This is a genomic window from Pseudomonas sp. C9D1 (assembly GCF_056491235.1).
Map to the genome: position 1 here is coordinate 419,282 of NZ_JBSZIE010000003.1, position 12,611 is coordinate 431,892.

The following is a 12,611-nucleotide window of genomic DNA, read 5'->3' on the forward strand; positions in this document are numbered from 1 at the left end:
CATGGAACCCAACGCCCCGGAAAACCAAGAACCCGAGACCGAATTGCCGGCCATCGAATTCCAGTCACCGGGGCGTTTCGAGGTCCATAACCCGGTGCCGGACCTTCGCGAGCCCGCCCCCTGGGAGCCCGCGCCCTTCACCCTTGGCGAGCACGGCGACCTGCAGCGCTTCGCCAAGCCCGAAGACGCCCGCCCCCACGCCCTCGCCCTACTGCAACAGGCGCAGCGCAGCCTGTGCCTCTACACGCCGGACCTCGAAGCCTGGCTCTACCACCACAGCAGCATCCAGGACGCCTGCACCCGCTTCCTCCTGGCCAACCCGCGCAACCGCCTGCGCATCCTGGTGCGCGACGTGACCCGCCCGGTGAAGGAAGGCCATCGCCTGCTCAACCTGGTGCGCCGCCTCTCCAGCAACAGCCAGATCCGCAAGCTCAACCCCGACCATCCCAACGAAGAATGCGCCTACCTGCTGACGGACGACCGCGGCCTGCTGCTGCGCCCTGAACCGGACAGCTTCTCCGGCTACGCTCTGTACAACGACCCCGGGCGCTGCCGCCTGCGCCAGGCCCAGTTCGACCAGGCCTGGGAACAGAGCGTCAGTGACCCCGACCTGCGGAGTTTCCTGCTATGACCCCACGCGCGCTCCTCGCCGCCCTGCTCCTTGCCCTGAGCCTGCCGCTCCAGGCAGCCACCGAGGTCATCCCGCTCAACTACCGTACCGCCGAAGACGTGATGCCCGTGGTGCAGTCGGTACTCGGCAACGAAGGCCGCGTCAGCGCCTACGGCAACCAGCTGATCGTCAACGCCGAGCCGGCGAAGATCCAGGAACTGCGCACGGTGCTGGGCCAGCTCGACACTGCACCCAAGCGCCTGCTGATTTCCGTGGACACCAGCGACAGCAACTACCAGGACGATCGCGGCTACGCGGTCAACGGCTCGGCCAGCGTCGGCGGCGTCGACATCGAAGCCGGGCGCGGTGAAGTGCGCGGGCGCGACCAGGTGCGCATCATCCGCCGGAGCACCGACACCCGTGGCGGCGGCGTGCAGCAGGTGCAGGCCAGCGAGGGCTACCCGGCACTGATCCAGGTCGGCCAGAGCGTTCCCATCACCACCGCCAGCACCGGCCCTTACGGCCAGGTCTACAGCAACACCGAGTACCGCAACGTGACCCGGGGCTTCTATGTCACCGCCAGCATCACCGGCGACATTGTCCACGTCGCCATCAGCAGCAACCGTGATCGGCTGAGCCAATCCCAACCCGGCGTGATCGACGTGCAGAGCACCGACACCCGCGTCAGCGGCCGCCTCGGCGAATGGATCACGGTGGGTGGCGTCAACGAATCCAGCCAGTCCGACGACAGCGGTTTCCTCCGCCAACGCAGCACCCAGGGCAGCGAAAACATGACCATGCGCCTGAAGGTCGAGAGCCTCGACTGAGCCCCCCTTCCCTGACCAATCGGTCGTTCTTAAGACTTATGTAGTAGTGCCAAAAAATCACTACAAAAACGTTTGACGAACACTTGTTTGAAGCGCATCATGGCCCCGCTCCCGCTAACCAGGGGCCCTGAAACGGGCTCCCGGGCCGCGCTCAATACCTTCGAGCCGTCCCGTGTTGTTACAGCCCACAAGGCCGTTCGACGAGGTTGCGACTGGAACGAAGTTGTCCTGAGGGACGGGGAAGCGTTTAGCGCAGCAGCCAGATCGACGATCCAACCGAACCTGATACGCCCTAGGCATCCACGAGCCGAAAGCGCATCCGGAAAGGGCAGCGAAGTCATCCGTGCCGCTCGTATCGTCACCCCTCCTCTCGAGTGTCCTACTCGTACCGGTCACATTCTCGGCGTTCTGTTGTGAGCTACCCGTGTTGCCTTCCAAGGCTCACAGGGGGAAGTCGGTGCTCAACCAAACACATTTGAAGGATTGACCATGTCCGCATATCAAAACGACATCAAGGCAGTTGCCGCTCTGAAAGAAGCCGCAGGCAACAGCTGGAGCGCTATCAACCCGGAATCCGTCGCCCGTATGCGCGCCCAGAACCGCTTCAAGACCGGTCTGGATATCGCCAAATACACCGCGGCCATCATGCGCAAGGACATGGCCGAGTACGACGCCGACGCCTCCGTCTACACCCAGTCCCTGGGCTGCTGGCACGGCTTCATCGGTCAGCAGAAGCTGATCTCCATCAAGAAGCACCTGAAGACCACCAACAAGCGCTACCTCTACCTGTCCGGCTGGATGGTCGCTGCGCTGCGTTCCGACTTCGGCCCGCTGCCGGACCAGTCGATGCACGAGAAAACCGCCGTTTCCGGCCTGATCGAAGAGCTGTACACCTTCCTGCGCCAGGCTGATGCCCGCGAGCTGGACCTGCTCTTCACCGCCCTGGACGCTGCCCGCGCCGCTGGCGACAAGGTCAAGGCCGACGAGATCCAGGCTCAGATCGACGGTTACGAAACCCACGTCGTTCCGATCATCGCCGACATCGATGCTGGCTTCGGTAACCCGGAAGCCACCTACCTGCTGGCCAAGAAAATGATCGAAGCCGGTGCCTGCTGCATCCAGATCGAGAACCAGGTTTCCGACGAGAAGCAGTGCGGCCACCAGGACGGCAAAGTGACCGTTCCGCACGAAGACTTCCTCGCCAAGATCAACGCAGTTCGCTACGCCTTCCTCGAGCTGGGCGTTGACGACGGCGTGATCGTTGCCCGTACCGACTCCCTGGGTGCCGGCCTGACCAAGCAGATCGCCGTTACTAAGCAAGCCGGCGACCTGGGCGACCAGTACAACTCCTTCCTGGATTGCGAAGAAATCTCCGCTTCCGACCTGCAGAACGGCGACGTGGTGATCAACCGCGAAGGCAAGCTGCTGCGTCCCAAGCGCCTGCCGTCCAACCTGTTCCAGTTCCGCGCTGGCACCGGCGAAGACCGCTGCGTACTGGACTGCATCACCAGCCTGCAGAACGGCGCCGACCTGCTGTGGATCGAAACCGAGAAGCCGCACGTTGGCCAGATCAAGGCCATGGTTGACCGCATCCGTCAGGTAATCCCGAACGCCAAGCTGGTTTACAACAACAGCCCGTCCTTCAACTGGACCCTGAACTTCCGTCAGCAAGTGTTCGATGCGTTCGTTGCCGAAGGCAAAGACGTTTCCGCCTACGACCGCGCCAAGCTGATGGCCGTCGAGTACGACGAAACCGAACTGGCCCAGGTTGCAGACGAGAAGATCCGTACCTTCCAGCGCGACGGTTCGGCTCACGCCGGCATCTTCCACCACCTGATCACCCTGCCGACCTACCACACCGCCGCGCTGTCCACCGACAACCTGGCCAAAGGGTACTTCGCCGACCAGGGCATGCTGGCCTACGTCAAAGGCGTACAGCGTCAGGAACTGCGTCAGGGCATCGCCTGCGTCAAGCACCAGAACATGGCTGGCTCCGACATCGGCGACAACCACAAAGAGTACTTCGCTGGCGAAGCGGCTCTGAAAGCAAGCGGTAAAGACAACACCATGAACCAGTTCCACTAATAGGAACTGTTCACCAGCACGGCCTTCGGGCCGGCTGGATGCCTCAAGGCCCTGGCAGCGATGCCGGGGCTTTTTTTATGCCCCGCCCCCACCCGGGAACATCTTGCGTTCGCGCCACGTCTGAACTTACCTCTGGCCAACAGCCCAAGGTCTCCAGCCCCATGTTCCGAACGCTCGTTACCAGCCTGCTGGCCCTGCTTCCCCTCCTCGCCCATGCCGGCGACCTGGAGCAGCGTTTCCCGGCGGACACCCTCCAGCCGATTCTCCAGCGCCTGCAACAGAACGAGCACCCGCGCTTCGCCGTGGTCGACTACTCCCAGCGCTCGGACCAGAAGCGCTTCCTGCTGTACGACAGCCGCAACCACGCCCTGCTGGCCAGCTACCGCGTCGCCCATGGCAAAGGCTCGGATGCCGACCATGACGGCTACGCCGAGCGCTTCTCCAACGAGCCCGAAAGCCGTGCCTCCTCGCTGGGCACCTACCGCACGGGCGAGGTCTACCAGAGCCGGCAACCCGGGCACGGCCTGTCGATGCGACTGACGGGGCTGGACCCGAGCAACGACAAGGCCATGGAGCGCGCCATCGTCATCCACGCCATGGACTACATGGAGGATCGCTTCATCCGCCAGCACGGCGTGGCCGGGCGCAGTTTCGGCTGCCTGGTGCTGGCCGCCGCTGATCGCGACCAGGCAATCGAGGCACTCCAGGGCGGCGCGCTGATCTTTGCCATCAAGCCGCCATCTGCGCCGGGCGCCCACTAAAAGCGTTTTGTGCGCTGCAGCACATAAGGCACTGCACCCGCCGCACTGTCACAGTTCCGTCGCCTTGAGGCCGTAGCGTCGAGTCTCCGTCGATTCGCCTGTATGGAGACAAAGCCTTGAATAACGAGAAAGAGAACGCCGTCCTCTTTGGAAATGGCGACGAAGTGCCTAGCAACCTTTCCAGCAACCCTCACATCAGCGAGCTGATCGAGGGGGTTAAACGCCGCGAAGTGCTGGCCGGTGGCGCCGCACTGGGCGCCCTCGCCTTCCTCGGCGTATCCCTGCCCGGCCAGGCCGAAGCCGGGCAGAGCGAAGCCCGTGGGCTGGGCTTCCCCTTCAAGCCACGCCGCCGCCTGGGCTTCGAAGGCATCCCGGCCGGCCGTGCCGACACCATCACCGTGCCGCCCGGCTACAAGGCCACGCCCTTCATCCCCTGGGGCACCCCCATCACCGGCCGCTACCCTGCCTTCGCCGACGACGCCAGCAACAGCGCCCGCGACCAGGCCGAGCAAACCGGCATGCACCATGACGGCATGCACTTCTTCCCCATCGACACCCGCCTCGGCCTGGGCCTGCGCTCCGACCACGGCCTGCTGGTGCTCAACCACGAATACATCGATGCACCGCTGCTGCACCCTAATGGCCCCACCGTGGTGAACGGCAAGCGCACGAGCGCCGAAGAAGTCCGCAAGGAGATCAACGCCCACGGCGTTTCGGTGGTCGAAATCCGCCGTGACGTGCGCGGCGAGTGGACCGTGGTGCCCAGCCGCCGCAACCGCCGCATCACCGCCGCCACGCCCATGCAGATCAGCGGCCCGGCCCGCGGCAACAAGCTCCTGCAAACGCGCCACAGTCCCAACGGCACTGCGGCCCGCGGCACCCAGAACAACTGCTCCAACGGCTTCACCCCCTGGGGCACCTACCTCACCTGCGAGGAAAACTGGGCCGGCTACTTCTCCACCCGCGACACCGACCTGCCCCGCGAGCTGAAACGCTACGGCCTGCGCAACGGCAGCCGCTTCGGCTGGGAAACCCTGCCCGGCGACGAGTTCGAGCGCTTCGACGCCACCCGCAAGGCCGCCGACGCCAAGGGCGACTATCGCAACGAACCGAACCAGTTCGGCTGGATCGTCGAGATCGACCCCTTCGAGCCCGACTCCGTGCCGGTGAAGCGCACCGCCCTCGGCCGCTTCGCCCATGAAGGCCTGATCTTCGCGCCGGTGAAGCCCGGCCGCCCGGTGGTCTGCTATTCCGGCGACGACTCGCAGAACGAGTACATCTACAAATACGTCAGCCGCGACACCTATCGCCCCGGTCGCAGCAACGGCCGCCTGCTGGACGAAGGCACCCTGTACGTCGCGCGCTTCAATGCCGACGGCAGCGGCCAGTGGCTGCCGCTGGACATCAACGACAAGTCCTTCCTCAAGGCCTGCCTCGCCGCTGGCGTGGCCTTCGCCGACCAGGGCGATGTGCTGATCAACACTCGCCTCGCGGCGGACGTGGTCGGCGCCACCAAGATGGACCGCCCCGAATGGGGCGCGGTGAACCCGGACAACGGCGAGGTGTACTTCACCCTCACCAACAACACCGCGCGCACCGTCCCGGACGCCCCCAACCCGCGCCCGGCCAACGCTTACGGCCACATCATCCGCTGGCGCGAACAGAGCCGCGACTACGCCGGCAAAAGCTTCAACTGGAACCTGTTCATGCTCGCCGGCCCGGAAACCGACAGCCGCGGCCCGAACGGCAAGCCGCTGGATGCCAGCAACATCCTCGCCAGCCCCGACGGCCTGTGGTTCGACGACGACGGCCGCCTGTGGATCCAGACCGACATGAGCGGCAGCCAGCTGTCCGCCGGCCCCTTCGGCAACAACCAGATGCTGGTGGCAGACCCGCGCACCGGTGAGCTCAAGCGCTTCCTGGTCGGCCCGCTGGGCGCCGAGGTCACCGGCATCGCCGCCACGCCGGACTTCCGCACCCTGTTCGTCAACATCCAGCACCCGGGTGAGGGCTCGACGCCCACCAACCTCACCAGCGCCTGGCCCGACGGCCCGGGCAAGCGTCCGCGCTCGTCCACTGTGGTGATCACCCGCGAAGACCGTCGCCGCATCCTCTGATCCCCCAGCCACTGGCCGAAGTGCCAGGCATTTGCGACCGGCCAGCAATGGCCGGTCCCTTTTTCCACTGACAGACTGGCCAGCCACACACCAAGGGCCTGCCCATGCCTGCCAACCGCCTGAGTCGCGCCACCTCCCTGGTGAGCAAACTGCCCGCCGCCCTGCACACGCCCCTGCTCAGCCTGCTGATCGGCAGCCAGGTGCGCTTCGCCGGCACCGCCCGCGTGCGCGTCCATCACCTCAGCCAGCAACGGGCGGTGATGAGCCTCGCCAACCGTCCCCGGGTGCGTAACCACATCAAGGGCGTACATGCCGCCGCCATGGCATTGCTGGCCGAATCCGCCACCGGCCTGCTGGTGGGCATGAACGTGCCGGACGACAAGCTGCCCCTGATCAAAAGCCTGCACGTGGACTACCTCAAGCGCGCCACGGGCGGCCTGAAGGCAGTGGCGCAACTGGATGCCGAACAGGTCCGTCGCATCCATGAAGAAGACCGGGGCGAGGTGCGGGTCGCGGTATCCATCACCGACGAAACCGGCATCGAACCCATCCGCTGCGAGATGATCTGGGCCTGGGTCAGCCGCAAGCGCGAGCATTGACTAAGCTGTACGAATGTCCCAACTGAGAGGCCGAGAACCGCAATGGCCCGAACCACGCTCATCCTGGCCGGCACCGCGATCGCCGCGACGACAGCCGCCGCCACCCTCTACTGGCGCCTGGGCCCAGAATCCCAGGCTGTCGCCCAGCCCCGCTCGCAAGCCAGCCAACCCCTGGCCACCCCGGCCAGCGACGCGACGGCAGCGGCGAGCGCCCAGCACATCGACCCCGCCCTGACGGCGGAGTACGAGAAGCGCCTGGCCTTCCACTCCGCCTACCGAGCCTTCTTCAAGGCCGCACCGGACCTGCCCAGCGAAGAACGGGAGAAACAGGCCGAGCGCTTGGCGGAGGAAGTGCAATCCCATGAGCAGAGCGGCGAGTTGGCGGCCAGCGAATCCCTGGTGCTGCAGATCGCCCTGATCCAGGCCAGCGGCGGTGACGTCGAGGAACAGAAGGCACGCGCCAACGCCCTGCTGCAGCGGTACAAGGCGCGCAGCGATGCCCTGGAGAAGAAGCTCGCGGCACAGCCTTCCCCCCAGTTCGATCACTACAAGCAGGAAGAGAAACGCATCGTTGCCGAGGTGCTGGCGATGCAGTCCATCCCCGACGGCCTCAGCCGTGACGAGTACCTGAGGCAGCGCCTGCAACAGGCCCGCGAGCAGGCCTACCACTGAGCTGCGGGGCGGATTGCCCGCCCCGCAGCCGCTTCTCAGAGCAACTGGTTGAGCACGTAGTAGAGCAGGTTGAACGGCTTGGCCCGATCGGCCGCATCGCTCGACTCGGATGCATCCATCACCGGCCCGGTGCCATCCAGCACATTGGTGACGAAGTCATCCAGCTGCAGGTTCTGCTCCTGGATGTCGGCGTTGGCGAACTCGATGATGCTGGTGCAATGGCTCTCGTTCACCGCCCGGTACTGCGGGAAGTAGCCGCCGAAGTTATGCAGGTTGGCCAGGGTGTTGCGCAGGCGGCCGGTGTCCACATCCCACTTGGCGTGGATCAGCGCCTCCTTGGTGGCCTGGTCCGGCGCGTTGGCGATCTCCGGGTAGAAGCGCTCATAGGAGTAGGACGAGTAGTTCAGGTCCTTCCAGAAGTGCGTATGCCCGAGACGATCACCCGGCAGGTTGGCGGAAAGCGCCGGATAGATGCTGCCCAGGTCATTCAGGGTGACGCCCGGCAGACGGCTCTGCAGCAATTGCAGCGGTCCATTGTCGAGGCCCCAGGCCTGGCGGATGAAAGTCTGCAACGGCAGCGACGGATAGGCCTGGTTGCTGCCCCCGGTCACCGCACTGAACACCGGCCCCGAGTCGTCGATCAGGAAGCCACGGTTAGGCGCGATGTCCTGGCGCGTCACCGCATGGCTGATCAGGCTGCCCGCCCCGCCGGCGCTGCAGCCGGTGGAGAGCATCTGTCCGGGGCGCTCGAGGTTGTCCTTGAGCCAGGCGGTCACCGCGCGGGTGTTGCGCAGCCCGTTGTGGTGCCACACCAGCTGCGGCTTCTGCCCGGTCGGATCCTGGTAGACCGCCACCTTGTCACCGGAATAGATGTCACCGGTGCAGTACGGCACGTACACCATGTTCCAGTTCTGCGTCTTCACCCGTGTCCAGGGATGCAACCGCACCACGAAGGGGCTCACCAGGCTGGCGCTGGGGTTGAGCAGCTTCATGTAATCGTCGGGAATGCCATTCGGGTTCCGCGCACCCCGGATGCCGGTCTGGCCGGTGCAGCTGGCGTAATCCCAGCAGGCGCCACCGCCCTCCATATAGATGATGGTGTTGCTGGTGTTCGGTACCCGGTTGACGAAGAACTTGTAGGGCGAACCATCACCACACACGGCACCGGTCTCGGGTGCGAGCTGCACCGTCTGCCAGGCGTAGTAGTTGGCCGCCTTGAAGCCGGAGTTGAACCCCGCCGGGTTGGCCAGCAACGGATAGGGCCCGACCCGCTGCTCGGGCAGGACCTTGTTGTCGGCCTTGGGTGGGGAGGTGAGATTGCCCAGCGTCTGCCAGAACCCGTAGTCGCCGAGCTCGGCGTGGGCAGGCAGTGAAGGCAGGAAGAACAACAGAAGCACGAAGCAGTGACGCAGCAACTTGGCAACGCCCATGGCGATTCCCTCTTTTTCTTGTTTTCTGAGTGGACCACCACGCCAGGCAGACGAATCCGTGGTCCAGCCGACCCGCTGAGTACGGCAGGGAAACAGGGGGGAGCGCACCGCATCCACGGCGCTTCTAGCACGCTAGTACAAGGTTGTCAGAGCGACAACGGCAGTCACATATGAATTAGGCATAGAGGAAAGAAGTTGTGAGTAACAGCGGCTATTAAGTGCGCATGTTTTAACCACTTCCGTAGGACTCACCATGTAGTGGTTATATATTCCCCAGTCAAATGATAATGACTATCATTAACTTGCTTATATTTGCGCCCTGCGGCATAGCGACGCAATCCGACCAAAGCCTGACAAAAAACTGGAACCCACACCGCTCTAGGCTTTCAGAGCAGTACAAGCTCTTTAAACTGCCTTTCGAGTTAATTTTTTAGTCTGAAAAATTTACTTGTAGACCCATACGGGCATAAAATTGTCCGAATAGATTGCCGGGCACTCTAGTGCGGGCAAGACCCCATTTAATTACGAGTGAACGCCGTTCCTTGTTGAAGGAGTTCCGGCATGTCGGACGCCACTGCCATTCTTTCCCATAACTGGGGTTTCGCTATTTTCCTGCTGGGCGTGATCGGCCTCTGTGCCTTCATGCTCGGTGTCTCGAGCCTTCTCGGCAGCCGAGCCCATGGCCGCGCCAAGAACGAGCCGTTCGAATCGGGGATGCTCCCCACCGGCAGCGCGCGCCTGCGCCTCTCCGCAAAATTCTATCTGGTCGCGATGCTCTTCGTGATCTTCGACGTCGAAGCCCTCTTTCTCTTCGCCTGGGCCGTATCCGTTCGCGAAAGCGGGTGGGCGGGCCTCATCGAAGCTACCATTTTCATAGCAATTCTGTTGGCAGGTCTTGTCTATCTCTGGCGCATCGGTGCTCTTGATTGGGCTCCCGAAGGTCGTCGCAATCGGCAGGCGAAGCTAAAACAATGAGGCTTTGGCGATGCAATACAAACTTACTCGGATCGATCCGACTGCTCCCAACGAGCAGTACCCGATCGGCGAGCGGGAGATCGTTTCCGACCCCCTGCTAGAAGATCAGGTCCACAAGAACATCTTCATGGGCAAGCTCGAAGATGTTCTCAACGGTGCAGTCAACTGGGGTCGCAAGAACTCCCTGTGGCCGTACAACTTCGGTTTGTCCTGCTGCTACGTGGAGATGACTACCGCCTTCACCGCGCCGCACGACATCGCCCGCTTCGGTGCGGAAGTCATTCGTGCATCACCCCGTCAGGCTGACTTCATGGTCATCGCCGGCACCTGCTTCATCAAGATGGCGCCCATCATCCAGCGCCTCTACGAGCAGATGCTGGAGCCCAAGTGGGTGATCTCGATGGGTTCGTGCGCCAACTCCGGCGGCATGTACGACATCTATTCGGTGGTTCAGGGCGTGGACAAGTTCCTCCCCGTGGACGTGTACATCCCTGGCTGCCCTCCCCGCCCGGAGGCATTCCTGCAAGGCTTGATGCTGCTGCAGGAATCCATCGGCAAGGAGCGCCGCCCGCTTTCCTGGGTCGTCGGCGACCAAGGCATCTACCGTGCCGAAATGCCGTCGCAGAAGGAACAGCGCCGCGAACAGCGTATTCAGGTCACCAACCTGCGCAGCCCCGACGAAGTCTGATCCGGTCTCTTCCACGAGAAGAGACCCGGCTCACTCTGTACGTTGACCGAAAGCGACCGAGACCATGACTGCAGACACCGTTCTGTCTATCCCGCCTTACAAGGCTGACGACCAAGACGTCGTCGTTGAACTGAATTCCCGCTTTGGCGCCGAGAGCTTCACCCTCCAGGCCACCCGCACCGGCATGCCGGTGATCTGGGTCGCTCGCGAGAAGCTCGTCGAAGTCCTCACCTTCCTGCGCAATTCGCCGCGCCCCTTCGTCATGCTGTACGACCTGCATGGCGTCGACGAGCGTCTGCGCACCCAGCGCCGTGGCCTGCCGGGCGCCGACTTCACCGTTTTCTACCACCTGATCTCCATCGAGCGAAACAGCGACGTGATGATCAAGGTGTCCCTGTCCGAAGGCGACCTCAACCTGCCCAGCGTCACCGGCATCTGGCCGAACGCCAACTGGTACGAGCGTGAAGTCTGGGACATGTACGGCGTGCACTTCTCCGGCCACCCGCACCTGTCGCGGATCATGATGCCGAACACCTGGGAAGGTCACCCGCTGCGCAAGGACTACCCGGCGCGCGCCACCGAATTCGATCCCTACAGCCTGAGCCTCGCCAAGCTGCAGCTGGAAGAAGAAGCCGCGCGCTTCAACCCCGAAGACTGGGGCATGAAGCGCCAGGGCGAGAACGAGGACTACATGTTCCTCAACCTCGGCCCCAATCACCCCTCTGCCCACGGTGCCTTCCGCATCATCCTGCAGTTGGACGGTGAAGAAATCCTCGATTGCGTACCGGAGGTGGGCTACCACCATCGTGGTGCCGAGAAGATGGCCGAGCGCCAGTCCTGGCACAGTTTCATCCCCTATACCGACCGCATCGACTACCTCGGCGGGGTGATGAACAACCTGCCCTACGTGCTCGCGGTCGAGAAACTCGCCGGCATCAAGGTGCCGCAGAAGGTCGACACCATCCGCGTGATGCTGGCCGAATTCTTCCGCATCACCAGCCACCTGCTGTTCCTGGGTACCTACATCCAGGACGTCGGCGCCATGACCCCGGTGTTCTTCACCTTCACCGACCGCCAGCGCGCCTACAAGGTGATCGAAGCCATCACCGGCTTCCGCCTGCACCCGGCCTGGTACCGCATCGGTGGCGTCGCCCACGACCTGCCGCGCGGCTGGGACGGGCTGGTCAAGGAGTTCGTCGAATGGCTGCCCAAGCGCCTCGACGAGTACACCAAGGCTGCCCTGAAGAACAGCATCCTCAAGGGCCGTACCATCGGCGTCGCCCAGTACAACACCAAGGAAGCCCTGGAATGGGGCGTCACCGGCGCCGGCCTGCGCTCCACCGGCCTGGACTTCGACCTGCGCAAGGCACGCCCCTACTCGGGCTACGAGAACTTCGAGTTCGAAGTGCCGCTGGCCCACAACGGCGACGCCTATGACCGCTGCATGGTCCGCGTCGAAGAGATGCGCCAGAGCATCCGCATCATCGACCAGTGCCTGAAGAACATGCCGGAAGGCCCGTACAAGGCCGACCACCCGCTGACCACGCCGCCGCCGAAAGAACGCACGCTGCAGCACATCGAAACCCTGATCACCCACTTCCTGCAGGTTTCCTGGGGCCCGGTCATGCCGGCCAACGAAGCCTTCCAGATGATCGAGGCGACCAAGGGCATCAACAGCTACTACCTGACGAGCGATGGCAGCACCATGAGCTACCGCACCCGGATCCGGACGCCCAGCTTCGCCCACCTGCAGCAGATCCCCTCGGTGATCCGCGGCAGCATGGTGGCCGACCTGATCGCCTACCTGGGCAGTATCGACTTCGTTATGGCTGACGTGGACCGCTGAC

Annotated in this window: 11 protein-coding genes; 10 read left to right on the forward strand and 1 reads right to left on the reverse strand. The window is 63.7% G+C overall.

The window, feature by feature from the left end:
• Position 1 precedes the first annotated feature (1 nt).
• The 7 genes from ACXI0U_RS29435 (at position 2) to ACXI0U_RS29465 (ending at position 7,671) form a co-directional block, all read left to right on the forward strand.
• Positions 2-631 (forward strand): DUF7931 domain-containing protein, encoded by a 630-nt coding sequence (locus tag ACXI0U_RS29435; protein ID WP_184490269.1) that lies wholly within the window; start codon positions 2-4, stop codon positions 629-631.
• On the forward strand, positions 628-1,437 hold the full coding sequence (locus ACXI0U_RS29440) for a secretin N-terminal domain-containing protein (protein WP_021219028.1): 810 nt from the start codon (positions 628-630) through the stop codon (positions 1,435-1,437). Before ACXI0U_RS29435 ends, ACXI0U_RS29440 begins: the two co-directional genes overlap by 4 nt.
• Positions 1,438-1,926: 489 nt before the next feature.
• Positions 1,927-3,522, forward strand: a complete 1,596-nt coding sequence (locus tag ACXI0U_RS29445; protein ID WP_021219029.1) for an isocitrate lyase — start codon at positions 1,927-1,929, stop codon at positions 3,520-3,522.
• Positions 3,523-3,683: 161 nt separating this feature from the next.
• A complete protein-coding gene (locus ACXI0U_RS29450; protein ID WP_374981274.1) occupies positions 3,684-4,283 on the forward strand; it encodes a murein L,D-transpeptidase catalytic domain family protein in 600 nt (199 codons plus the stop codon).
• 116 nt (positions 4,284-4,399) lie between these two features.
• Positions 4,400-6,400, forward strand: a complete 2,001-nt coding sequence (locus ACXI0U_RS29455; protein WP_374981275.1) for a PhoX family protein — start codon at positions 4,400-4,402, stop codon at positions 6,398-6,400.
• A gap of 104 nt (positions 6,401-6,504) precedes the next feature.
• Positions 6,505-6,999 carry a DUF4442 domain-containing protein gene (locus ACXI0U_RS29460; protein WP_263402978.1) on the forward strand — a complete coding sequence of 165 codons (495 nt, stop codon included), beginning with the start codon at positions 6,505-6,507 and terminating at the stop codon, positions 6,997-6,999.
• A 42-nt stretch (positions 7,000-7,041) separates the two neighbouring features.
• Positions 7,042-7,671, forward strand: coding sequence for a hypothetical protein (locus ACXI0U_RS29465; protein ID WP_271660986.1), 630 nt, complete (start codon positions 7,042-7,044; stop codon positions 7,669-7,671).
• A 35-nt stretch (positions 7,672-7,706) separates the two neighbouring features.
• Here ACXI0U_RS29465 and ACXI0U_RS29470 read toward each other — a convergent pair whose 3' ends face one another.
• Positions 7,707-9,101 (reverse strand): pectin acetylesterase-family hydrolase, encoded by a 1,395-nt coding sequence (locus ACXI0U_RS29470; RefSeq protein ID WP_021219034.1) that lies wholly within the window; start codon positions 9,099-9,101, stop codon positions 7,707-7,709.
• Positions 9,102-9,662: 561 nt separating this feature from the next.
• On the opposite strand from ACXI0U_RS29470, the gene ACXI0U_RS29475 reads away from it, so the two are divergent.
• The 3 genes from ACXI0U_RS29475 (at position 9,663) to nuoC (ending at position 12,610) form a co-directional block, all read left to right on the forward strand.
• Positions 9,663-10,076, forward strand: coding sequence for an NADH-quinone oxidoreductase subunit A (locus ACXI0U_RS29475; protein WP_021219035.1), 414 nt, complete (start codon positions 9,663-9,665; stop codon positions 10,074-10,076).
• A gap of 10 nt (positions 10,077-10,086) precedes the next feature.
• Complete coding sequence (locus ACXI0U_RS29480; protein ID WP_021219036.1) at positions 10,087-10,764, forward strand: NuoB/complex I 20 kDa subunit family protein; 678 nt, start codon at positions 10,087-10,089, stop codon at positions 10,762-10,764.
• A 64-nt stretch (positions 10,765-10,828) separates the two neighbouring features.
• The gene (gene nuoC, locus ACXI0U_RS29485; RefSeq protein ID WP_021219037.1) at positions 10,829-12,610 is read left to right on the forward strand and encodes an NADH-quinone oxidoreductase subunit C/D; all 1,782 of its coding nucleotides are present in this window, start codon (positions 10,829-10,831) and stop codon (positions 12,608-12,610) included.
• The last annotated feature ends 1 nt before the right edge of the window (position 12,611 follow it).